This is a genomic window from Streptomyces sp. NPDC107528 (genome assembly GCF_055639295.1).
The window spans coordinates 29,396-51,553 of record NZ_JBVKAV010000010.1 but is presented as its reverse complement, the minus strand read 5'-3'; the positions used below and the strand labels follow the sequence as shown (position 1 = coordinate 51,553).

20 protein-coding genes and 4 pseudogenes are annotated in these 22,158 nt (G+C 68.0%); 9 read left to right on the top strand and 15 right to left on the bottom strand.

Translation table 11 applies throughout. The annotated features are described in order from the left end of the window. Positions 1-195 precede the first annotated feature (195 nt). The 4 genes from ACZ7L5_RS29680 to ACZ7L5_RS29665 all read right to left on the bottom strand — a co-directional run bounded on the left by ACZ7L5_RS29680 (position 196) and on the right by ACZ7L5_RS29665 (position 3,909). Positions 196-999, bottom strand: coding sequence for a hypothetical protein (locus ACZ7L5_RS29680; RefSeq protein ID WP_471520306.1), 804 nt, complete (start codon positions 997-999; stop codon positions 196-198). A 604-nt stretch (positions 1,000-1,603) separates the two neighbouring features. Next, positions 1,604-2,650: a tetratricopeptide repeat protein gene (locus tag ACZ7L5_RS29675; protein WP_471520304.1), complete on the bottom strand. Its 1,047-nt coding sequence runs from the start codon at positions 2,648-2,650 to the stop codon at positions 1,604-1,606. 267 nt (positions 2,651-2,917) lie between these two features. Continuing rightward, positions 2,918-3,286: a peptidase inhibitor family I36 protein gene (locus ACZ7L5_RS29670; protein ID WP_471520880.1), complete on the bottom strand. Its 369-nt coding sequence runs from the start codon at positions 3,284-3,286 to the stop codon at positions 2,918-2,920. Between the two features lie 20 nt (positions 3,287-3,306). Next, the gene (locus ACZ7L5_RS29665; protein WP_471520302.1) at positions 3,307-3,909 is read right to left on the bottom strand and encodes a hypothetical protein; all 603 of its coding nucleotides are present in this window, start codon (positions 3,907-3,909) and stop codon (positions 3,307-3,309) included. 778 nt (positions 3,910-4,687) lie between these two features. Here ACZ7L5_RS29665 and ACZ7L5_RS29660 point away from each other — a divergent pair. Next, positions 4,688-5,425: a hypothetical protein gene (locus tag ACZ7L5_RS29660; protein WP_471520300.1), complete on the top strand. Its 738-nt coding sequence runs from the start codon at positions 4,688-4,690 to the stop codon at positions 5,423-5,425. 143 nt (positions 5,426-5,568) lie between these two features. On the opposite strand, the gene ACZ7L5_RS29655 is transcribed toward ACZ7L5_RS29660, so the two are convergent. Continuing rightward, entirely contained in the window at positions 5,569-5,715 is a 147-nt protein-coding gene (locus ACZ7L5_RS29655) for a transposase (protein WP_471520298.1), read from the bottom strand. Between the two features lie 652 nt (positions 5,716-6,367). Here ACZ7L5_RS29655 and ACZ7L5_RS29650 point away from each other — a divergent pair. The 4 genes and pseudogenes from ACZ7L5_RS29650 (at position 6,368) to ACZ7L5_RS29635 (ending at position 10,132) form a co-directional block, all read left to right on the top strand. Then, positions 6,368-6,694 carry a plasmid stabilization protein gene (locus ACZ7L5_RS29650; protein WP_471520296.1) on the top strand — a complete coding sequence of 109 codons (327 nt, stop codon included), beginning with the start codon at positions 6,368-6,370 and terminating at the stop codon, positions 6,692-6,694. A gap of 191 nt (positions 6,695-6,885) precedes the next feature. Next, a pseudogene (locus ACZ7L5_RS29645) lies at positions 6,886-7,038 on the top strand (SRPBCC family protein); the annotation flags it as partial. 119 nt (positions 7,039-7,157) lie between these two features. Further along, a complete protein-coding gene (locus ACZ7L5_RS29640) occupies positions 7,158-9,632 on the top strand; it encodes a molybdopterin oxidoreductase family protein (RefSeq protein ID WP_471520294.1) in 2,475 nt (824 codons plus the stop codon). After that, positions 9,629-10,132, top strand: a complete 504-nt coding sequence (locus tag ACZ7L5_RS29635) for a hypothetical protein (protein WP_471520292.1) — start codon at positions 9,629-9,631, stop codon at positions 10,130-10,132. Before ACZ7L5_RS29640 ends, ACZ7L5_RS29635 begins: the two co-directional genes overlap by 4 nt. Before the next feature lie 157 nt (positions 10,133-10,289). On the opposite strand, the pseudogene ACZ7L5_RS29630 reads toward ACZ7L5_RS29635, so the two are convergent. From ACZ7L5_RS29630 to ACZ7L5_RS29620, 3 genes and pseudogenes are all read right to left on the bottom strand, one after another. Beyond that, positions 10,290-10,403: pseudogene (locus tag ACZ7L5_RS29630) on the bottom strand (IS5/IS1182 family transposase); the annotation flags it as partial. A 45-nt stretch (positions 10,404-10,448) separates the two neighbouring features. Further along, positions 10,449-10,622, bottom strand: a complete 174-nt coding sequence (locus ACZ7L5_RS29625; protein WP_471520290.1) for a hypothetical protein — start codon at positions 10,620-10,622, stop codon at positions 10,449-10,451. Between the two features lie 233 nt (positions 10,623-10,855). Further along, entirely contained in the window at positions 10,856-11,545 is a 690-nt protein-coding gene (locus tag ACZ7L5_RS29620; protein WP_471520288.1) for a GAF and ANTAR domain-containing protein, read from the bottom strand. 290 nt (positions 11,546-11,835) lie between these two features. On the opposite strand from ACZ7L5_RS29620, the gene ACZ7L5_RS29615 reads away from it, so the two are divergent. Beyond that, positions 11,836-12,081: a DUF5133 domain-containing protein gene (locus ACZ7L5_RS29615; RefSeq protein WP_471520286.1), complete on the top strand. Its 246-nt coding sequence runs from the start codon at positions 11,836-11,838 to the stop codon at positions 12,079-12,081. Positions 12,082-12,179: 98 nt separating this feature from the next. Here the strand turns inward: ACZ7L5_RS29615 and ACZ7L5_RS29610 are convergent, their stop codons facing one another. Further along, positions 12,180-13,346: a PP2C family protein-serine/threonine phosphatase gene (locus tag ACZ7L5_RS29610; RefSeq protein ID WP_471520284.1), complete on the bottom strand. Its 1,167-nt coding sequence runs from the start codon at positions 13,344-13,346 to the stop codon at positions 12,180-12,182. A 393-nt stretch (positions 13,347-13,739) separates the two neighbouring features. On the opposite strand from ACZ7L5_RS29610, the gene ACZ7L5_RS29605 reads away from it, so the two are divergent. Beyond that, positions 13,740-14,528 carry an alpha/beta fold hydrolase gene (locus ACZ7L5_RS29605; RefSeq protein WP_471520282.1) on the top strand — a complete coding sequence of 263 codons (789 nt, stop codon included), beginning with the start codon at positions 13,740-13,742 and terminating at the stop codon, positions 14,526-14,528. 457 nt (positions 14,529-14,985) lie between these two features. Then, positions 14,986-16,111 (top strand): annotated as a pseudogene (locus ACZ7L5_RS29600) (IS630 family transposase). A 59-nt stretch (positions 16,112-16,170) separates the two neighbouring features. Here the strand turns inward: ACZ7L5_RS29600 and ACZ7L5_RS29595 are convergent. Both ACZ7L5_RS29595 and ACZ7L5_RS29590 read right to left on the bottom strand, forming a co-directional pair. Then, the gene (locus tag ACZ7L5_RS29595; RefSeq protein ID WP_471520280.1) at positions 16,171-16,539 is read right to left on the bottom strand and encodes a hypothetical protein; all 369 of its coding nucleotides are present in this window, start codon (positions 16,537-16,539) and stop codon (positions 16,171-16,173) included. 147 nt (positions 16,540-16,686) lie between these two features. Beyond that, the gene (locus ACZ7L5_RS29590) at positions 16,687-17,427 is read right to left on the bottom strand and encodes a dienelactone hydrolase family protein (RefSeq protein WP_471520278.1); all 741 of its coding nucleotides are present in this window, start codon (positions 17,425-17,427) and stop codon (positions 16,687-16,689) included. A 409-nt stretch (positions 17,428-17,836) separates the two neighbouring features. On the opposite strand from ACZ7L5_RS29590, the gene ACZ7L5_RS29585 reads away from it, so the two are divergent. Next, positions 17,837-18,112 (top strand): hypothetical protein, encoded by a 276-nt coding sequence (locus ACZ7L5_RS29585; protein ID WP_471520276.1) that lies wholly within the window; start codon positions 17,837-17,839, stop codon positions 18,110-18,112. 330 nt (positions 18,113-18,442) lie between these two features. Here ACZ7L5_RS29585 and ACZ7L5_RS29580 read toward each other — a convergent pair whose 3' ends face one another. From ACZ7L5_RS29580 to ACZ7L5_RS29565, 4 genes and pseudogenes are all read right to left on the bottom strand, one after another. Continuing rightward, positions 18,443-19,222: an alpha/beta fold hydrolase gene (locus ACZ7L5_RS29580; protein WP_471520274.1), complete on the bottom strand. Its 780-nt coding sequence runs from the start codon at positions 19,220-19,222 to the stop codon at positions 18,443-18,445. A 656-nt stretch (positions 19,223-19,878) separates the two neighbouring features. Further along, positions 19,879-20,673, bottom strand: coding sequence for a class I SAM-dependent methyltransferase (locus tag ACZ7L5_RS29575; RefSeq protein WP_471520878.1), 795 nt, complete (start codon positions 20,671-20,673; stop codon positions 19,879-19,881). A 51-nt stretch (positions 20,674-20,724) separates the two neighbouring features. Beyond that, positions 20,725-21,293 (bottom strand): annotated as a pseudogene (locus ACZ7L5_RS29570) (ATP-binding protein); the annotation flags it as partial. Positions 21,294-21,471: 178 nt separating this feature from the next. Next, entirely contained in the window at positions 21,472-22,116 is a 645-nt protein-coding gene (locus tag ACZ7L5_RS29565) for a TetR/AcrR family transcriptional regulator (RefSeq protein ID WP_471520272.1), read from the bottom strand. Positions 22,117-22,158: the final 42 nt, after the last annotated feature.

The following is a 22,158-nucleotide window of genomic DNA, read 5'->3' as shown; positions in this document are numbered from 1 at the left end:
GAAGAGCCGGATCCTCGCGAGTGGCCTCGCGCAACTCCCTTCCAGCCACCGCGTTGTCGTCCGGGTTCTCCCAGACCAGCAGGCCACCGTGGATCGCGCTGAGGCACCATCCACTCTCAAGGGTCAGCGGCACGTCGGGGTGCTCGTCCCCCATGCCGGTGGGGAGCCGGTCCGCGTCCAGGCGTAGGCCTCGTGTCAGGGTGTGGGCAAGGGGCCTTCCGGGTCGGGCCCCTCCCAGAATTCGGGTCCGAGAGTTTCTTTCAGCAGGGCATACATGTTCTTCCGGAAGTGGGCGGTCACGAGCCATGGGCGGGTGAAGATGCGGATCGCCGCGACCTCGCCCGCATCGTTGAGCGTGAACATCTCGACGAGTTGCTGCACGTGACCGTCCACGTATTCGTCGATCACCACCGCGAATCCCGATTGGCCCTCGATGTCGAGGACGGCACGAACCTTGAGGTCGCTGAAACTTTGCGCCGCTGCTTTGAGGACAGGCCCGACGACACCCTTCCCCGTCGGCTCTTCGCTCAGGATCGGGGAGTACAGGGTGACGTCCTCCGCCAGCGGGGGGACGGCTGGATGCTCGACCCAAATCGGCGTCGGCCCCTCCGGGGTATACGGTCCGGCTCCGAGGCTCGGGTCCGCGAGGCTGGGGTCGGTCTTCGCGATCACTTCGCGCAGAGCGGCCATGAATGGCCAGGGCCGGCCGTAGACGTCGATGGTGGCAATCAGGCCCGCCTCGTTGTGCCGGGCGAGCGCCGCGATCTCTGTCTCTCGTCCGCCGGGGCTCGCGCTGTAGACGACCCCCTCCACCTCGTCACCCTTGAGTCGGACTGTGGCTTCAGGCGCGCCCAGGGACTGCTGGTACGTGTCGAGAGCTGCCGAAACAGCGTCGCGACCGGCGATGCGGGGTGCGGCCAAGGGAGTCGCGAGAGATACGTCTTCGGCAAGCGCTGTTGGGGCCTGTCCCGAAAGTGCGGCGTTCAATTGATCCGGCATCGCGCGCTCCTCGTGGTTACGATCAAGGCGAGCCCGGGGTTCGGGGAATGTTCGGGTGCCAGGTCATGCGGGCGCGCTCTGCGCCGGCGCACTGGGGCCACCAAGAACCTTTTGATGTACCGCGGCTGTCCCTCAAGCGGTGTCACAGATCTCTGCGCCGCAGCTGGGTTCGTCGCCGCCCTTCCAGCATGCGCCTGGAGCATGGCGCGGCGCATGCTGAAGTACATGGGCGCTCTTTTACCTGGGAATCAGAGGCCTGGAGGTGCGGGTGCCAAGCCCGGCCGATGGGGCACGGTGCGCATGACGAGCGGCAGCGGCATGGACCTCTGACCCTGCAAAGAAGACAGCGAAGAAGACCTCACGACGCCGCCCCCGCAGCGCTTCGTTGCACGGCACTGCGCTGCAGCATGTCAGGCCGGCGCAAAGCCGCTACGGAAGACGCCGCCGCACCCCCCCGGGGTCTCCCAGCACATGCAAAGACGGCCAGGAAGATCGGGCAGGTCAATCGCCAATTGCTTCGCCAGGTCGGCGAGCGCGTGGTGGCGTTGTCCCCCGGGCCTCGGCGGCATGCTCCTGGGAAACGGATATCGATCACTGCGCAGCGTCAAGACGGACGCTTGGGAATAGTCATCGTGTCGAGTGGATTCCATGGCGCTGACGGCCTGCCGTCTGGGTCCAATCCGTACGGCCAGTGTTGGGCCGGGACGAGCCACCTCTCTTCGGCCCAGGAAATCCATGCCGGATGGAGTATGGCCGACGTCGCTCCTGCGTTGGTGCATTGCTGCAGCAGGGCGTCGGCAGATGCCGCATTGCCTATGTCTTCCCACATGCCGGCCGCTCGGATCAGAGCGATCCGTGAGCCGGCGTCGGCGGCCTGCCGGTAGAGGGCTTCGGCGTCCTCCCGGTCGCCGGCCTTTTGCCGCATGCCGGCCACGTCCATGAGGGCGCTCGTGCTGCCGGTCTTGGCGGCCTGCCGTGCCAGGGTCGCTGCGCCCTCAAGATCTCCGCCCTGTCCTCGTATCACGGCCAGACGTGGCAGGGCAGCCCCGGAGCCGGCGTCGGCGGCCTGCCGGTACAAGGCTTCGGCCCCCTCGCGGTCCCCGATCTGCTGCTGCGGGTCGGCCAAAACGACCAGGTCATCCGGGTCCCCAGAGTCAAGGAAACCTGCGCGAATGTCGACTGTTCGCAGGATCTTCGCCAATTCAGGCGGTAACTGCGGCCGCGTGGATCTGGTCGAACAGAACCCCGGTGTCGGGGGCTGCTGGCGGATGAGGGCCTCGGAACCCTCCCTGCCCCCGGAGCGCCGTCGGAACTCGGCCAGGTGGCGCAGGACATCGGTTTTCCCGACATCAGCTGCGTGTCGGGCCAGGGCCTCGGCGATTTCCGGCTGCCCGGCACGCTCCCGCGCGATAGCCAGCGAATGCAGTGCGTCAGTGTTACCGGCGTTGGCGGCTTGCCGGGCCAGGGCTTCGGCGGCCTCCCGCTCTCCAGCCGCCTCCCGCATCATGGCCAGGCGGCCCAGGCCGTCGGTGTCGCCGGCGTCGGCGGCCTGCCGGTAGAGAGTCTCCGCCGCTTCCGTGTCCTCGGCAGCCTCCCACAGCATCCCCAGGCGGACCTGGGCGAGGGTGCTGCCCGCGTCCGCTGCTCGCAACCGGAGGTGGTGCGCCCATGCGAGGCGATGCCGTTCCTCTGCTGCTTCGACGAACCTCTCAAGATCGTTGAGGGAGGTGACGGGGGTGTGCGCTGCGTGCCAGAAGGACGCCGGGGGACACAGCCAGCGGCGAGTATCACCCCACCATGATCCACCACTCGATGATCTTTGAAGGCGGACCCTAGCTGTCCCGCAATGATCGCGGAGCTGCTGCGGCCGGGTCCCCACCGGTCTGCGTCCGGCGGGGACCCGGCCATGCGCGTGGGTTCAGCAGCTCATGGCCCACGTATGGGAGTCGCCGTTGTCGTTGGCCGCGCCGTTGTAGTTGACCTCCTGGCCGGGGGTGAGGCAGATCGTCATGTGGCCGCCTTGGTGAGCTCGGGAGTAGACCTTGACTACGTCCTTGATACCTGGGCCTGAGATGCCGTGGTTGGCCCAGGAAGAGTCCTCGTCCGCGATCCAGCTCTCCCACCAGCCGTCGTCCCCTGACCAGTTGGCGCGCTGGCCCGTGTAATCGGAGTGCTCCCAGGCACAGAACTCGCCGGAGGGACAGTCGGCCGCGCTCACCGGGCTGGTTCCGGTAACACCGACTGTGAGGAGGAACGCTGCGGCAGCGGCGGTGAGCAGCCTGTTCATCATGAAGGGTCGTGACCTTTCTAGTGGGGGGTACGGCGGGCTGCCAGCACGTCGGCCGCCCGGTGTACTGCGCGGTCGCGCAGCCGGTCGTAGGTGGCGATCTCCTTGCCGTGCGCGCGACGCACCTCGGTGAGCAGGTCGGGCTCCAGCGCGGCCCGCAGCTCCTGAAGTCCGCTGGCTCGTACGCAGCGGGTGTCGTCGTCGGGGCAGGCAGCCCGGCGGGCGAGTGCCGCCCGATACCTGGGGTCTTCGCCGAGTCGAGCCTCGGCCTCGGGGCGCAGATTGTTGACGATGACTTCGGCGCGGAACCAGCTGGCCTGATCGCCATAAAGGAAGCGCAGCGCTTGGGCCAGGCAACCGTCCGTGTGCATGCGGACGGTGTAACCCGTGGCGAGAGTGACCGACAGCTGCGCCGGGCCAGTGCCGAAGAGCGCCTTCTCATCTGACACCGGGCCGCCGGCGCCGCGGGTCCTCATACAGCGGTCCACCAGCACCTGCTGGGCGGCCTTGATCAATTCACTGCGGCCCCGCTCCGAGGCGGGCAGCGCCGGCCCTGACTGCGCTGCGCAGCCTCCGGCGAGCATCATCGCAAGCAGGGCGCCCGCCAACGTCCAACCCGTCATGCGACCCCGGACAGTACTGATCGTCACACCAGTTCAAACGATCAATCACGGCCGACGGCACGGGCAACTGTGTTGAGTGCCATTGGCGCACGCCCATGAGCAGGCTGTTCTTCGACGGCTCGGCCACTGTGTGGTCGCGGGTGGGCACCAGGGTCTTGTCCACGATGAGCACCGTGTGAGTGCGAACTCCGGGCCGTGCGATCGACCGCCCTGACGCTCACACCGCACGCCACGGAGTTGCCCCCAGCCACCGATACCCGACCCCCCAACGCGCAGCCTCACCAGCGCTGCAGCGATTCCGCACCGGCAGCCAGTGGCGGGAAATGGACGAACGGTTCGGCGCCCGGCAGACGCCTGCAAGTTTTCAGGCGATGGCGCGACCCTGGCGCCTTCCAGGCTCGGACACCCCCTGGAGCCGTGGATCCTGGCCGCACCGTACGCATCGAGGCAGAGCCCGGCGTCGATGGTGGCGGGCCGGCGACTGCGCTCAGGTGGGCTGCCAGTCGCCGGCCCGGCCTCGGCGTTTCGCGCCAGGCGGTGGTGGCCTGCATGCGACGCGCGGTCCGCCAGACACGAAGGGCCCCGTGGCGGCTGGGGCCGTCGGCGGCACCGCCGCCGACGCCATGGATGCCGTCCGCGAGGGCCGGCCGGGCCGGACCACTGACTTTCCAAGCGTGGTGTCGTGAGGGCCGACAGGGCGTGATCCCGGCGGCCTGCTCCAGCCCAAGCAATAAGAACTCTGTCGCTCCCTCTGAGCCGGTGCGCTATAAACGGGCCGGTGACCTTGACTGTTGAGCGAACAGACGCACGCACATGGCCTGATGAGCAGATGCAGGAGCTTTTCAGCGAGGGCTTCCCGGAGTTCATCACAGCCGATCGGCTGGCCAAGCAGTACATCGGCAGGATCAGGGAGTGGTTCGCCGACCTCAATCTCACGCTGGTGGACGACCACGGCATGCCCGTCGCGACCGGCTGGGGTATACCGATCCGGTGGGATGGGCGAACGGAGACCCTCCCCACTGGCTACACCCAGGCCACGATCCGCGCCGTGGAGGGCCGAGAACAAGGCGTCGAACCCGACACCCTGGTGATCTGCGGAGCAATCGTCACCCCGTCACTCAAAGGACACGGCCTGGCCGGGGAGACACTCAAAGCACTGCGCCAACTCGCCGAGGATGCAGGATGGCCGCGCGTCATCGCACCGGTCCGCCCGACCTTGAAAGCCCGCTACCCGCTGACGTCCATCGAGGCCTTCATGAGGTGGACCCGTGAGGACGGCATGGCCCTGGATCCATGGATCCGGACGCACCAGCGTCTGGGCGCCCGCATTCTCGCAGCGGCTCCCGAGTCGCAAACCATGACCGGCACGATCGCCGAATGGGAGGGGTGGACCGGCATGGTGTTCCCCGAAACGGGTGACTACGTCATCCCTGAAGGGCTGAGCTTGCTACGGCTCGACCACTCCGCTGATCAGGGCACCTACGTAGAGCCCAATATCTGGATGCAGCACATCTGAGTACGGAAAGGGCTCCCGGACTACCGCGTTGAGTGCGTCATGTCGTCATGGTGGCCGGCATCGGAAGCCGGTGCCGGTGAGGCAGCCGTCGAGGACGTCGTGGCGGTACTCGAGCTGGCGTGGGCCGCGTCGGACGGCAGTGATCAAGTCATCGGGGTCGGCGAGGCGCGATCGGCCACGGTGGTGCGTCGTAGGACGGACCAGATGCCCTCGACTGGGTTGAGGTCGGGTGCGTAGGGCGGCAGTTGGAAGACCGTGAGCCACTCGCGGTCGGCGATGTAGCGGCGCATGCCGGCGGTGAGGTGGGTGTCTGGTTGTCCCAGACGAGCACAACCGGGCCGCCAATTGTTGGTAGGCAGTCTGGATCAAGTCGCGGTAGTCCTTCCAGAAAAGCTCTTGCGCCCATCGGGCCGGGCGTCCGGGCAGGGCCGGTAGATCAGCCGTGAGGAGTCGCCGGCCTCGTAGCAGGCCAGGGCCGCCACCGATAAGCGGCGTCGGGAGCGGCCGCGCACGCGGACCACGGGTGTATGGCCGCGGCGGGACCAGGTGCGGGTGGCCGGCGGCGTCATCGAGAAACCGGCCTCGTCCCGCTTCGATGTGCTTCGGGCGGGGCCCGAAGGGGCACTCGTCCGGCCGAACAGCCTCCAACTCGAGCGAGGTGCCCGCAGATGTCCAATCCGCAGCAGCCGCAACAGCGCCGCAGTCAAAAGGCCGGCGGTACACCGCAGCAGAGCGGCCAGATCAAAGCACGGGAAGCCGAGGCGAAGGGCCGCCCTGGGCAGAGCACGGACAAGGGGGACAAGGGCCGTGGCCAAGGCGGCGGGGTGCCTCCGGACCGGCAGCCAGAACACCCCTGATCGGCGGGCGAGTGGCCGCCTCCCGTGGTGATGTTGCTGAAGACACTTCGCCATCCCCTTTTCCGTATGAGAAAGGAAGCGCACCATGCCGGCTGGATCGAGCTCCAAGCGGGAGCGCCAGTACGAACACGTCAAGAGCAGCGCCCAGGACCGTGGTGAGTCGCCGAAGCGGGCCAAGGAGATCGCTGCCCGGACGGTGAACAAGGAGCGGGCCAGGTCGGGGGAGTCGAAGTCCGCCGGCAAGACCTCGACTCGTGACCCCAAGTCGGCGTCTCAACGAGGTGGTCAGCGCTCGCACAGTGGTGCGCAGGGCCCGACCAAGGACCAGCTGTACGCAGAGGCGAAAAAGCGCAACATCAACGGTCGCTCCTCGATGACCAAGAAGCAGTTGGAGAACGCACTGGGCCGCTGAAGTGGGCTGCCCCGCTGGAGGGCCATTGCCCGCTGTCGGCCGGGGACGATGTGGGCAATAGGTCACCGTGCCCGGCGGTGGCCCGCCCTCGCTCGGTTACGCAGAGGGGCGAGGACGCCCCTGAGTGGTGGTCTTGGGCGCGGGTACTCGCGGGCCATGCGGTTGAGCGTGGTGGACGTGGGCTCGAAAGTGTTGCCGAGAAGGGCGCGGACGCGCTGGGTGTGATCGACCGGCGGGTGAAGGGCGACCTGCCCCGGTTCAAGGACTACGTCGAGAGCGGCGGCGGACAGACCGGCGGCTGGCGCGGACGTATCCGGCCGGAGGACCCGGGCGCCGTCCTCTGACGGGCTTACCAAGCAGGAATGCCGGCCGGTCGCGAGCGTCAGTGGGTACGGCCGGACAGCCCACCCGGCGAGGGCGGGCGCAAATCGTCGAAACCGGTGTGACAGCACGGAGGTCGGTCATGCGGACCGAAGTAGACCGGATCGCTGAGCCCTGGGGCGAGCGCACCCCCTACGACGCTGCCTCGCAGTGGCCGGCCCGGGTCGACTCCTTCCTGGAGCCTGGCGTGACGGCCGAACAGGTAGAACGGTGGGTGCGGACGGCGTCGCTCCTGCACTCCAACGGGGACGCCATGGACGTTGCCGTCGCCGGCGAGCGGATCGTCGGGGTGCGCGGCCGCGCCCAAGACAGGGTGAACCGCGGTCGGCTCGGACCGAAAGACCTGTTCGCCTGGCAGGCAAACCGCTCCCCGGACCGGCTGACGACCCCGCTCGTGCGCAGAGGCGGGCGCCTCGTGCCCTGCGACTGGGACACGGCCATGGCCCAGATGGTCGACCGGACCCGGGATCTGCTGCACCGGCACGGGCCCGGATCCGTCGGCTTCTACACCAGCGGGCAGCTGTTCCTGGAGGAGTACTACACCCTCGCGGTGATGGCCCGGGCGGGGATCGGCACCAACCATCTGGACGGCAACACTCGTCTGTGCACGGCGACCGCCGCCGAGGCCCTCAAGGAGACCTTCGGCTGCGACGGGCAGCCCGCTTCCTACACGGACATTGATCACGCCGACGTCATCGCCCTGTTCGGGCACAACATGGCCGAGACCCAACCCGTGCTGTGGATGCGCGTCCTGGACCGTCTGGCGGGCGGCGACCCGCCACTCCTGCTGTGTGTGGACCCGCGCCCGACGCCGGTCGCACGGCACGCGACAGCCCACCTCGCTCCCCGCGCGGGCACGAACGTGGCACTGCTGAACGCGCTGCTGCACGAGATCATCCGCGCAGGCCGGATCGACCGCGGCTTCATCGATGCGCACACCGTGGGTTTCGACGAACTCGCCGCGGGCGTCGCCCACTGCACACCGGACTGGGCCGCCCGGATCTGCGACGTACCGGCCGCAAGGATCACCGAGGCCGCCGAGATCCTCGGCGGTGCCGAACGGCTGCTGTCCACCGTGCTCCAGGGCATCTACCAGTCCCACCAGGCCACCGCGGCCGCCTGCCAGGTCAACAACCTCCAGCTGATCCGCGGCATGCTCGGCCGCCCCGGCTGCGGGGTGTTGCAGATGAACGGCCAGCCCACCGCCCAGAACACCCGCGAGTGCGGCGCGAACGGCGACCTGCCGGGCTTCCGCAACTGGGAGAACGACACACACGTCGCCGACCTCGCGCGCGTGTGGAACGTCGAACCGTCCCGCATCCCCCACTACGCACCGCCGACCCCCGCGATGCAGATCTTCCGCTACGCCGAGCAGGGCTCGATCCAGATGCTGTGGATCTCCGGCACCAACCCGGCGGTGTCCCTGCCCGAACTCCACCGCATCCGCTCCATCCTCGGCCAGGAACGGCTCTTCACGGTCGTCCAGGACCTGTACCTCACCGAGACCGCCCAACTCGCGGACGTCGTCCTGCCCGCCGCGACCTGGGGAGAGAAGACCGGTACGTTCACCAACGCAGACCGCACCGTCCACCTCTCCGACAAGGCGGTCGACCCGCCCGGAGACGCCCGCCCGGACCTGGACATCATGCTCGACTACGCCCGCAGGATGGACTTCCGCGACAAGGACGACCGCCCGCTCATCCCCTGGCACGACGCCGAGTCCGCGTTCGCGGCATGGAAGGAGTGCAGCCGCGGCCGGCCGTGCGACTACACCGGCCTGACCTACGAACGGTTGCGGGCCAACGGTGGCATCCAGTGGCCCTGCACGCACGAAACACCCGAGGGCACGGAGCGGCTCTACACCGACGGCATCACCTGGGCCGCCCCCGACGCCTGCGAGACGTACGGCAGGGACCTGGTCACCGGCGCGTCCGTGTCCGAGACCGAGTACCGGGCGCTCAACCCCGACGGCAGGGCAGTCCTCAAAGCGGCGGAGTATCTACCGCCGCACGAGACGACGGACGACGCGTATCCCTTGCAACTGAACACGGGCCGCACCCTCTACCACTTCCACACACGCACCAAGACCGGCCGCACCCCGCAGCTGAACGCCGCCGCCCCCGACGTGTGGGTGGAGCTCTCAGCCGCAGAAGCAGTGCGGCACGGCGTGGCGGAGGGCGATCTGGTCGAGGTCACCAGCCCGCGCGGGTCGGTGCTCGGACGTCTGCGGATCACGGGCATCCGCGACGGCATGGTGTTCCTGCCCTTCCACTACGGCTACTGGGACACCCCGGAAGGCGACCACCCCGGAAAGGACGGCGGCCGGGCCGCGAACGAGACCACCGTCACCGACTGGGACCCGGTCTCCAAACAACCACTGTTCAAAACCGCCGCCGCCCGCCTGACCCTCGTCGAGCGGGCCAACGGCGCCCACTGCCCGGCACCGACCACCACGGCCTCCGCCCCGACCGACCCACGATCCGCCCAGCCCACTACGGGCGGCCCCTCCGCCGTGGCCCAGCACACCGTCGTATCCGCGGAAGGCAAGCGGCGATGAACGGTATCCCGACCGTCCTACGAGCCCTGTACGACGGCGAACGCTCCCTGGAACAGGACCTGCTCTCCACCGCCGCAGGTCACCCGGCCGAGCACGAGGTCCACCACGTCGCCACCGACCTCGCCCGCTGGTCACACGAGCACGCCGAACGTCTCGCCCGCGCCGCCGAACTCCACGGACTCCACCTGCCCGGCCCCGCCGTGCCGCCGACTGCGCGGCAGCGAACGGAGCTACCCAGCCGTACCCTCGAGGAGCCCTCTGAACCCGACCTGCGCTTGCTGAGCGATCTGCGTGCCCTCCATCTCGCCGCCACCGGGAACTCCCTCCACTGGGAGATGCTCGCCCAGGCCGCACAAGCCACCAGCGACAGCCGCCTGCTCGAACTCACCACCGGTTGCCACCCGCAGACCCTGCGGCAGATGCGCTGGACCAACACCATGATCAAAACCCTTTCCCCGCAACTGCTCTCCAAGGCGAACAGCCCTCACCAAATCGACTGATCGAAGGCGAAGCAGTAGCTCCAGGCGTGGAAAGCCGGAAGCGCCCATCCCTGACCACGAGTTGGATGAATACGTCACTGGAGCAGTGCGATGTGGGGATGGTCCCGGGGGGCGGGGCAGACAGACATGGCGTCGAAGATTGTTGCCGCAGCCACTGCCGATGGCCACGTTGATCTGCCCGCACGGGGGTCACGGCACGGATGCCGCGCTTACTCAGGCGTTCGCGGATCACGCGGGAGGAGTACGCCTTGTCGGCCATGACTACAACCATGAAGGTGGGTGCTTCGCCACGCATACCGGTGGGTGGTGCGTGGTGTCAGTCCTCGCCCCTGACGACGTTCCAGTCGTCCCCCGACCGCTTCTGGCCGGTGTCGGCGTCGAAGGTAGCTCGAACGCAGGTGCGCATGCGCCGCCCGTGGAGGCGGCGTGCCTTCGCCCAGCCCGTTTCGGGTCGTTGGAGGGGGGTTGTCTTCCCGGTGTCCGTAGTCACGGCGTCTCATCTTCTTTCTGCATCTGACCCGCCGCAAGTTCGAGTTCCCGCCCGACGGGAGCGAGAAACGCGGCCTCGAGCCCATCGTCCCGCTGCCGAGCCCCGCTTGTGGACCTGACCGCCCGCGCCCGCAGGAAGTTGAGGCTTTGGGCCCGCCCTTCGGCGAGGGCGAAGGTGACGGCGTAGGTGTGTGTGGGGGGAGAGAGAACCGGGGCTTGGTGGGCAATCCGGGATCAGGACAGGCCGCCTTGCTCGCAGACCCGGCGGGCGACCTCGCGGAGTTTGATGTTGTTCTCCTGGGAGAAGCGGCGCAGGACGTCGAAGGCCTGCTCTTCGGTGAGGTGGTGGCCGCCCATGAGGATGCCCATGGCTTCGCCGATGAGGTGGCGAGTGGCGACGGCTTGTTCCATCTGGGTGTGGGTGCGGGCGCTGGAAAAGGCGACGGCCGCGTGGGAGGCCAGCAGCCAGCCGGCCAGTTCACTGTTCTCGGTGAACGCGCCGGGCTTTCGGGAGTACAGGTTCAGCGCGCCGAGGTCTTCCTCGTCGGTGTATAGCAGGAAGCCCATCATGCTGCCCACACCAAGCTCGTGTGCCTGCGGGGCGTAGGCGGGCCAGCGCTGGTGCTCGCTGGTGAGGTCGGAGATGCGGAAGACCCGCTCTCCCGTCGAGCTGTGGGCGGCGTCGAAGCAAGGTCCTTCGCCGAGGCGCTGTTGCAGCTGGTCGCTGTCGATGACCAGCCGGTGGGTGGGGGCGAGCGTCTCCACCGTGTGGTCGTGCAGAACGAGGATGCCGGCCGCGTCGCAGCCTTCCACCAGCTCAGTGGCCGAAGCGGTGATCCGCTCCAGCGTGGCATCCACCGAATTCCGCGTCAGAAGGTCCCGTGCCATCGACGCCATCTGCTGCGCGAACCGATCCCAGTCCACTTTTCGTCCTCCGCTGCTCGTCCCGTGGTCGAGCCTTATACCCAGCTTTTCACGCGAGCCTCCGCAGAGAGCCTCGGCAGCGTCGCCGATCGACTGAACACGGCCGGACGAATGTTGCCCCGCGTGGCGGTCCAGGACGTGCGGAGGCATAGTCCGAATAGGGCTGGGCACTTGGAGGTCCGCTCGACGCTGTTCAGTGTCGAGGGTGACGTGAGAAGCCAAGCGTGCAGCCTGTCCCTGAGGGTGGCGCCGGCCGTCGTGCGCTGTGATGGGTGAGAAGGGACGTCGTCATGATCCTTCCGTCGGAGAAGGAGCTGCGGGCCGTGCTGGCCCGGTTCGCTCAAGCGAGCATTGACCACGACGGGAGCCCCACTGACCGCACCAGCTGCGCTCTTGCGGACGTCACGTACACGCTCTGTGTGATGACCGGGGCCCGTACCGCCGAGCAGGCCCTGCTGGCCGCAGATGCGCTGATGGCGCGCCACCGCGCTGACCGTGAGCAGACCGCGCATGGGTACGAGGTTCCGACCACGTAGGAGCCGGTGCCACTGTCGTGCTCAGGGCCCTAAATCTCGGCACACCCTGAACTACTTGTTGTGCAAGAGCACCTGCCCTGTGCGGTTCGTGGAGCGGGTCACGTGGGATGCCAATGGGCCAGCAGGAGGGTGGCGTCGTCGCGCAGTTGATGGTCTCGGCGGATGTTCTGTAGCAGGCGTCGCAGGGTTTCGGGGGCGTTGTCACCTGCTGTCATGGAGCGGATGGCGGTGTCGCCCAAGCGTTGTTCGCCGAAGAGGGAGCCTTCGGTTGTGCGGGCTTCGATGACGCCGTCGCTGTAGAGGAGGATGCGGTCGCCGGGCTGGAGACGGGTGTGGTGCTCGGTGAGTGGGGCGCCGGTGTCGAGTCCCAGGCCGAGGGGAGGCAGTGGCGGGCGTTCGAGGGCGTGTGGGAGCACGTGGCCGTCGCGGATGAGGAGGGGGGCGGGGTGGCCGCAGTTGATCCACGTGAGCGAGCCGTCGGCGAGGTTGAGACGGGCGAGGACGGCGGTCATCATGCGGTCGGGGAGCCATTGGTTGAGAGTGCTGTCGATGGTGGTGGCGACGTCTGTCAGAGTGCCCCCGTCGCGGCGGGCGGCACGGCAGGCCGCAAGGGCAGCAGCGCTGGTGCCTCCGGAGGCCAGGTCGTGACCCATGGCGTCCAGCAGGCTCAGGTGCAGGACGTCGTCGGTGAGACTGTGATCGAAGGCGTCACCGCCGGCGTCATAGGCGGGCTCCAGGAGAGCGCTGGAGGTGACCTGCCGAGTGCCGATCGTGCGCGGAGGCATGAAAGCCCACAGCAGCTCCGCCTGGATGGTCATGGCGTGCGAGCGTTCCTGTGCGATCAGCACTTCGCTGTAGGTGGACATGGACACAACCAGTAACGCGACCACCCCTGCCAGAGCCTGGCAGGAGTCGAGGAGTTCAGGTTCCAGGGAAGGCGCGGTGACCTTCATGACGCCGATCCGGTCGACTCCGTCGATCAGCGGCAACCAGGCTGTGGCGCCGTCGCGGGATCGCTGGATTTGCTGTGTTCGGTAGGACAGGCCCGCCAGGGAGCCGTCGATATCCAGCGTCGCGCTGCCGCCCGGCGCGTCGTCCGAGAGCAAGGCGACCAGCCGGCTCTGCTGCAGATCGACCAGGTACACCAACGCCCCTGATAGGCCCAGGCGTCGTCCCGCCGCCTCGACCAGCGAAGGGACCTGCCCCGCAGGCACGCGGCGCGAACGCGCCACTAGCTCGGCCAGGACGGCATCACCGCTGGTCACAGTTTCTCCCGGTGTGCTCGTCAGCGCCCACCTGCGCTGCACTTTCTCATATTCGCCGACGTGGCTGCTGACGGCAGTCCAACACCACGGCCGGTTTCGGGATCATTTGGCTGCGGAAGTGCAGGCGCGTCGGGCAGCGCGGGAGCGCGGATCGTCTGGGTATCTTCGGCGACCCTTGAAGAACCGACGGAATTCGAGGATTTGCAGGAAACGCGGCTGAGCTGGTGTGGATATGCCGCGTTGACACATGGCGACTTCCGGCAACCTCGATACTTCCGGGCCGGGGGGTGTGAAGAAGCGCCACGACTGGCCACCGCCGGGTGGACCGGCCGTCGCTGCGCGGACGGCCCGATGAGCTCGTGCGACCACTGATCATGCCCTTATGCTTCCGATATGTCGGATATTCAGCTCGCCAGCAGCCGCCGCGGCACGGGTCCGCCCCTGGTGGTGATCCGGCAGCTGGACCGGGAGGGCTGGGTGCCCGTCATCGAGCTGCTGATCCCCGAACGCGAAGTCGTGGCCGTCGACCTGCCCGGGTTCGGCGACAGCCCCCAGCTGCCAGGTGGCACCACCCCCACTGTCCAGGCACTCGCCGCCCAGGTCGCCAGGTGGTTCTCCGCGGTCGGCCTCACGCGCCCGCCCGTCGTCGGCAACTCGCTCGGCGGGGCCGTCGCACTCGAACTCGCCCGGACCGGCGTGGTCGGCAGCGCCGTCGCCCTGTCCCCGATCGGTCTGTGGACGGGCCCCGAGGCCGCCTACGCGCTCGGCTCGCTGCGGATGGCGCGCACGATGGCGGAGAGCCTCGGCCACCGCACGGCACGGGTGACCGGCAGCCCCCTGGGCCGCACGCTCGCGTTCTGGCAACTCGTCGCGTGTCCCTGGCGGATGACGCCGGAAGCGGCCGACGGCGCCCTGCGCGACCTGGCCCGCTCACCCGGCTTCAAAGCCACCCGCCGAGCAGCGCGCACCTACCGGCTGGCCGGCTTCACCCCCGGTGTCCCGGTGACGGTCGGCTGGGGCACCCGGGACCTTCTGACGCCCCGGCACCAGGCCCACCGCGCAGCCCGGCTCCTGCCAGGAGCCCGCCATGTCCGGCTGCCCGGCTGCGGGCACTCGCCCATGTCAGACGACCCCGGCCGGATCGCGGGCCTGCTGCTGTCCGCGAGCAGCCCGACCCGCTGACGAACAACCGGCACTCCGTCACCTCGCAAGCGCTGACTCGTCGCTTCCCCCGCTTGCCGGGGAGGGCTGTGTCACGCCTGGGGAACACGAGCGGCCCCTTCTTCCCGCTTGTTTGCCGACCGGAGCCCGCCTCCCGCCGGGTCGTCGATTGCGGGCTGCGGCCCTCTGCGAGAGGGCATCACGCGGGGGAGGGCGTGGGTCCCTCGTGCAGTGTGGCCCTGGTCGGGCATCGACTCCGGGCGGCGACTGTGTCGTTCGCTCTCGCAGGCCTGCCCCCGCCATTGAGGCGGGGTCCTGTCCCTGATGAGCGGCGTCCCCTCCCGGCGGCACGCCTCCCGTCCACTGGCTTGGCGGCGGGGCCGGGCCGCGGCTAGCGCTGTGACCGCGTAGGTTCGCCGGGTTGATGGCTGTGGCGGTTGAATGTGCGGTGACGTCCGCTCCGACCGCTGGAGGCGCGGTGGCCGAGCCTGTCCGTGTGCGCAGACTGACCGATCAGGAGGGGCAGCGGCTGCAGCAGATCGTGCGCCGGGACAGCATGAGTTCGGTGCGATATCGACGCGCGATGATGCTGCTTGCCTCGGCCGGCGGGACCCGGGTGCCGGTGATCGCCTAGCTGGTGCAGGGCAACGAGGACACTGTCCGGGACGTGATCCACCGGTTCGACGAGATCGGCCTGGCCTGTCTGGACCCTCAGCGGGCGGGAGGCCGTCCCCGCCTGCTCAAGCCTGACGACGAGGAGTTCGTCGTGGCGACGGCCACCACCCGACCGGCCAAGCGCGGCCGGCCCTTCACCCGCTGGTCCCTGCGCAAGCTGGTCACCTACCTGCGCAAAGTCCACGGCCGGGTCATCCGCATCGGCCGCGAAGCATTACGCTGCCTGCTCGCCCGCCGAGGCATCACCTTCCAGCGCACCAAGACGAGGAAGGAATCCCCGGACCCCGAGCGTGACGGCAAACTGGACCGGATCGAGGAGGTCCTGGACCGCTTCCCGGACCGGGACTTCGCCTTCGACGAGTTCGGCCCGCTCGGCATCCGTCCCACCGCGGGCTCGGGCTGGGCTGAACAGGGGCGTCCCGACCGGCTGCCCGCCACCTACCACCGCATCCATGAAGTGCGCTACTTCCATGGCTACTCCTCGGTCGGCGAGGACACTCTGTGGGGCGGCAACTGCCGCAGGAAGGATGCCGCCAACACGCTCACCGCGCTGAAGTCGATCCGCGCCGCCCGCCCGGACGGCGCACCCGTTTACGTGATCCTGGACAACCTGTCCGCCCACAAAGGCGCCGTCATCCGCTGCTGGGCGAAGAAGAACAAGGTCGAACTGTGCTTTATGCCTACCTACGCCTCCTGGGCGCACCCGATCGAGGCGCACTTCGGACCGCTGAGGCAGTTCACCATCGCCAACTCTCACCATCCCAACCACACCGCGCAGACCCGGGCACTGCACGCCTACTTACCCGCGCTGGCGCAACGCCAACGCCCGCCACCGCGACGTCCTGGCCGCCGAACGCAAAGAACGCGCCCGCATCCGCAGCGAGAAGGGCATCCGCTGGGGCGGACGCCCTCTCAGAACCGCAGCCTGAACAACCCGGCGAACTTCGCGATCACAGCACCGGACACTCCAGACCAGCGCCCTGCCCGTTCAGCTCTGCCGGACAGCGCGTTCGATTCGATACTGCTCTGCCAACTCGTCGAACTGTCCGGCAGCAGCCGCGCTCACCGTGACTGGACGGGTCTCGCCCACAACACCGCGCACCTGGTCAGCCACCTGCGCAGCCTGCCTGGCTGTTGCATAGACGCCCAGGACAAGAACCGTGGCCTCGCTGCTGTCGTCAGCCCGCTCGTCGTCACACACGGTGAAACAACTCCACGGCACGTCACACGGCGGCGCGTGGTCAGGGTCCGGACACAGCAGACGCTTGACCGGTTCCTTCAGCCCCAATGCCTCCTGCCCGCTCAGGCATCCATGGATCCGGATTTCGTACGCCCCAGGCTCATCCACAGCCGTCATGTCTCCTTCAAACTGCCAGCACCACTCCGTGACTCCGACGGTAATGAGCACGGAGCAGCGCCGCATCAGGTCTCTCCCCTAGGTGATGACGATTCGATACTCGACAATGAGCTGCAGCAGCCGCGGTGACCGTTTCCGGTCACAGCACTAGCGCAGGTGACGGGCGAAGAACTGGGCGGCAGCATCCCCAGCGAACTGCGGGACGCCGGTGTGCCCGCCCATGTTGGCGTTCAACGTCTTCTCCTTGGAGCCGAAGGCGTCGAACAGGTCCAGGGCCGCCTGTCGGTCATTGCCTTCGTCGTCCCATTGCAGCAGGACGTGCAGCGGAATGCTCACCTGGCGAGCCTCCTCGAACATGGCGCGAGGGATGAAACTTCCGGCGAACAGCACAGCGGCCGAGATACGCGGCTCGACCACCGCCAACCGGGTGCCGATGGAAATCACTCCCCCCGAGTATCCGACCGGGCCGCCGATCTCGGGCAGCGCCAGGAGGGCGTCCAGGGCGGCCTGCCATTCCGGGACGGCCTTGTCGACCAGGGGGAGGATGAGAGCGTCGATGATCTCGTCGCTGACCGGCTCGCCGGCCTCCATCGCCCGGCGCAGGTCGGCGACGGCCTGCTCAGTGCCGGGCAGGCGGGGCCGGTCGCCGTTTCCGGGGAGTTCGATGGTGGCCGATGCGAAGCCGTCCGCCGCGGCGTGCCGGGCTCGTCCCACCAACCGGGGGTATGCCTTGCGCAGTCCGACAGGAGGAGGGCTGAGCAGGATCAGCGACGCCGGTGCGGAGACGGAGGCGGAGTCAGGCGTCCACAGGATGCCGGGGATCTCGCCGAGGGTGAATTCGCGCTCAAGGACACCATCGTCGAGGCGCTGTTGAGAAGTGAAATGCATGGTCGTGCCTTTCGGGAGTGCACAGAACGGCGCTCCTGGACGACGACCTATCGCCCGACCGTGACCCCTGAGGAGAGCACCCACGTCGATACGTTCACGGGTACCACCTCCTCAATGTCTCGCACGGCCTCTGAAAGGCTAACAGACCAGTGCGATCAATCTTCGATGACACGAACTGGCGTCCGCCAAGGCACGCGTTCGAAGTTCGGTGGCACCCCCACAGGGGGACTGCACAGGTGTGCATGCGGTGGGGTGGGGGCTTGGTGGGCAGGCCGGGTAGGTACAGCAGCGTTCACGTTGGCGGCCTGGCGCGCCAGTTGACCACGTGGAGTGTCACAGTTGGCTACGGGGTCGCTGCTTGGGAATCTGCTTTCGGCAGCCTGGGCACACTGACGAACAGGGGTCAGCGATGATCGCGCGCGTGGCTGTATGGGAACCGATGCCGACCGACGATCGTGACTGGGTGCTGGACGCCGCCGCCAACGTCCCCGGCGTTCATGGCAGCTATCACCTCGTTGATCCCGTCAGTGGCAACGGGCTGAGCATTGCCTTCTTCGAGGATGAAGCGGCAGCCCAAGCTGCGCGGAAGGCGATCGAGAGGCGCGCGGAGGAGATCGGCTGGAACATCGTTCCGCTTCCGGCGCCTGCTTCCACGACCATGTATGACGTCATCCGCCACGCATAGCCGTGTCGGCATGTGGCAGCCGCCAGCCCGGCCCATGCGCCCCCTCGACGCAGGTGGACCAGGGTGACCAGTACTTGGTGGCTGAAAGCCAAATCGTGTTGTGGTCCCGTGCCCTGCTGCTTGAGCTTTCCGCTGCGCCGCTCATGCAGCGCGGACTCGCACCGCGCGGTCCATAGACCTGCCAACTCCTCGATCAAAGGGTCGAGATGTGCGTAGGAGATGCCGGTGAAGGCAGGATGGGGCAGGGCCGCACGGGCCTACTCCTTCGTCATCACACACGAGGAAAACCGTGCGGCCCTGTCCGCGTCCCGCTCTGGTTTGGCGACCTGGTTAATCCTGGTCTCGGTCCGTGAGCGCCGCTGCGGTAGCGCGGGCGAAGGCTTCCGGGTTGTCCAGCATGATGTTGTGTCCGCAGTCCGGGATCGCGATGACGGACACTCCGGCTTCGGTGAGTGCGTCGGTGCCCGGGAGCGGGCAGTCGGCCTCGGGCAGCAGGTAGGTGCGGGGAATCTTCAGGTCCAGCAGCAGCTCACGCATGGTGGGGACAGTGCCGCGGGTGAGGTGGACCGCGCTGCGATGCAGCGCCTCCCGGCCGGCCAGGCGCATCGTGGACCACCAGTGGGCGCCAACCCGGTCGCGGACCTCTTCCCAGCCGTCCGCCAGGAACTCCTGCTCGGAATAGGCAGCGATGCCGCTGCTGCCCGCTGTGGCGGGCGTGCGCTCGATCGGATCGAGGTTGGCGTCGACCAGGACCAGGCGGGAGACCAAACGGGGGTGTCGGGCGGCCAGGACGATGGCGACCGAGCCGCCCATGCTGTGCGCGACCAGTTCGGCGCCGACGATATCCGCGCGAGCCAGGGCTGCGGCGAGTGCATCGGCATGTGATTCCAGCGTGTAGTCGAAGCCCGTCGGCCGGTCGCTGATGCCGTGGCCCAGCAGATCGATCAGCAATGAACGGCGGCCGGCCAGCAGAGGATGGACCGCTACCTCCGCGAAGTAGGCCGGCGAAGTGGCACCCAACCCATGCACGTAGACCCGGGCCGGCTCCTGTCCCGGCAGTTCAACCCAGCGGATCTGGTCCCCCTCGGGCGTCACAACGGCGTTGCGCACAGTCTGTTCCCCTGCGATCTAGATCGATGGAGAGACGACAGTAGCGCCCGGATCTCGGCGCACCACCACCGATCCCCTGACCCGGTCCCTTGCCGGGTCACAGAAGTCCGGTCTCGGTCAAGACACCTCAACCGAGGCCGCGTTCCTCCGCCACCACCTTGCCGAGGAACCTCAATCTCCCTCGGTCAATCTCCCTCGGTGTCATCAACGGACCGGCCGGACCGCTCTCCATGGGCGGCGCCCATCGCACCCACCTTTTTCGGAAGATGCAGAACGACGGCAACTTCGTCATCTACAGCAGCATCGGAGGTCCCAGCAAGGGCGGAGCCCTGTGGGCCACCGGCACCCACACGACGGCGAAGTGACGACCCGTCGCACGTGACTCCGCCCGATCCCGGGCGGGGGGGGGCACCCGGCCGGACGGGGTCCGCCACCCCTCGCCGCCCACGACCTGGCCGAAGACCGGCTTCACGGGCACATCGAGAGGACCGGAACAGGACCGAAGGTCCTGGAGTTGTGCCCTTTGCCGAGTAGGCGCGGGCCAGTTGGCTTCGTAACCGAGAGCGGACACCACACGTCGGTGAGTTGGGGCAGCACTTGCCGATCGCAGAGTTTCGAAATGTCGATGAGAACTGACACCGCGAAGGGCCCGATTCCTAGCTCGGTGTCCTGGCGGTGAGCTGGAAGAGCCGGGCAGTGTGCATGTAGGGCGGCCGGGCGGTGGTGGCGAGTTCGAGGCGTTCGAGGGCTGCGTAGAAGTCCGGTTCGTGCTTGCGTGCGTCGTCGGTGATGTAGTCGCAGAAGCTGCGGATGCCGTAGTGGGCGACGTCGCGGCATCCGAGCTCCCGCAAGGTGCGGATGATCTCTTCGGCTGTGTGGAGCGTCAACGCCGAGTTGAACATCTGTGTCCGCGCCTGATCGGTGTCGAGTGCGGCGAGCGCGGCTGCGGGGTCCATCTGCCGGACGGCGATGTTCAAGGGAGCCGAGTGCCGGTTGATCGCCATGACGGAGATCAGGCCCCCGGTCTTCAGCGGGGAGAGTGCCGAGGCGAGAGTGCCTGGGACATCGTCCATGTATTGCAGGAGGTTATGGCAGAGCACGACATCGAAATCGCCGTTGGCGAGGTCGGGGGGCAGATCGGTCGCGTCGGCCTCGACGCAGTTGATCAGCTCCGTCACGCCGCCTGCCATGGCTCGCTCGGTGGCCGCTGCGAGCATGGCGGGTGCGTAGTCGACGATGGTGACATGGTGCCCGCGGGCCGCGAGGCGGATGGCGTCTCCGCCGTCGCCGCCGGCGAGGTCGAGTATGCGCAGCGATTCGCTGCCCAGGTCGCCAAGGTGACGGAGCAGGTTTGCCTCAGCGATCGAGTAGCGCAGTCGGCCCCAGGGGGCGTCCTGCCACTCCTGCCAGGTGGTCATCGCGGTGTTGAACTTCTCAAGATCTTCAGCCATCTTGCGACGGTAGCGGCCTGACGTCCTCAGCCGGTGTTTTCGTGTGCGGCGGCGGGCCTGGGTGATGGTGAGGCGGTAGGACTCGGTGCCGGTCTGGATGAGTTGCCGCCGAAGGTGGGCCGGTCGACGATGGCCGCACAGAGCCGGGGGTCGGCGAAGGTTTTGGTCCAGCCGCTGAAACTCTCGTTCGAAGCGATCGCGACGCTGTTCTTCTCCTCACGCTCGGTCAGAACCTGAAACAGCAGCTCAGCGCCCCTGCGGTCCAGTTCCATGCAGCCGAGTTAGTCAATGCACAAAAGATCGACACGGCCGTAGCGCGCGATCGTCTTCGACAGCTGCTTCCCGTCGGCAGCTTCGACCAACTCGTTGACGACTTTGTTGGCCGGCACGTAGTGGACCCGGAAGCCGTGCATCGCAGGGGGGTGCCGAGCGCGATCAGTAGGTGGGGCCCCCGGTGCCGGAGTCGCCGATGAGGCAGAGCGGCTCTCCCTCCTTGACCCAGTCGCAGGTGGCGAGGGTGCTGACGGTGGCCGGGTCGGCATTGGGGTTGGTCTCGAAGTCGAATGCCCGCAGCTTTTGTTCCTGGGGAAGCCGGCGGCTTTGATCCTGCGTTCGGAGCGTCCGTACAGCGTCGAGGGGGGCGTGGTGGTCTTGCAGGAGGGGCCTGCGGGGCACGAGGGGTTCGAGGTCGAGTACGTCGATGCCGCACTGGCCGAGAGCTAGATCCAGGGAGACGGCACAGCAGTTTCGGTGGCTGCCCCAGACCGGGCACCGTCGGAACGCCGACGAGCGCCTGGCTCACGCTGCGGCGTAGTCGGCGAGCGACGGCGCCAACAGGCCGAAGGCACTGTCCGCTTCTGCGGTGACAGTGGCGGAGATCCGGGCGTTGTCCTGGCCGATGAGGGTGAGTTCCTGGATGCGCTGGAACAGGGTGCGGTGTACGGCGCCGAGCAGGGCGGCGGCGGTGCGGGGGGTGATGTCGCCGCGGAGTGCGCCGGTGGCATCGGCCAAGGCGCCTGCCAACGCGGCCTCTCGCAGGTCGCGCAGTCGGGCGGAGAGGGTGGGGCTGTCGGCGATCATGCGGGCGAAGTCAGGGCCGGAGAACCCGGCGACCGGGTCGGCGTTCGCAGCCGCTTCGGTGAAGGCGTGATGCAGCGCGGACAGGGCCGACTCGCCGGACCGACGGCTGGTCACCGTAGCGGCCAGGGTGGCGATGAAGGCGTCCTGGTGGTCCAGGGCCAGGTCCTCCTTGCGCGAGAAGTAGTTGGTGACCGTCTTCTTCGCCACCCGGGCGGCGGCGGCGATATCGGCGATGGTGGTCCGCTCGAAACCCTGGGCGAGGAACAGGCCGGTGGCGACGTCGGAGATGAGCTGACGGGTCTCCTGCTTCTTGGATTCCCGCAGGCCGGTAGGGGGTGCGGACGAGGTGGCGTTGGTAGTCATGGAGCAATCTTACCCCCGTCGCATTTTTATGTTGACACCCTC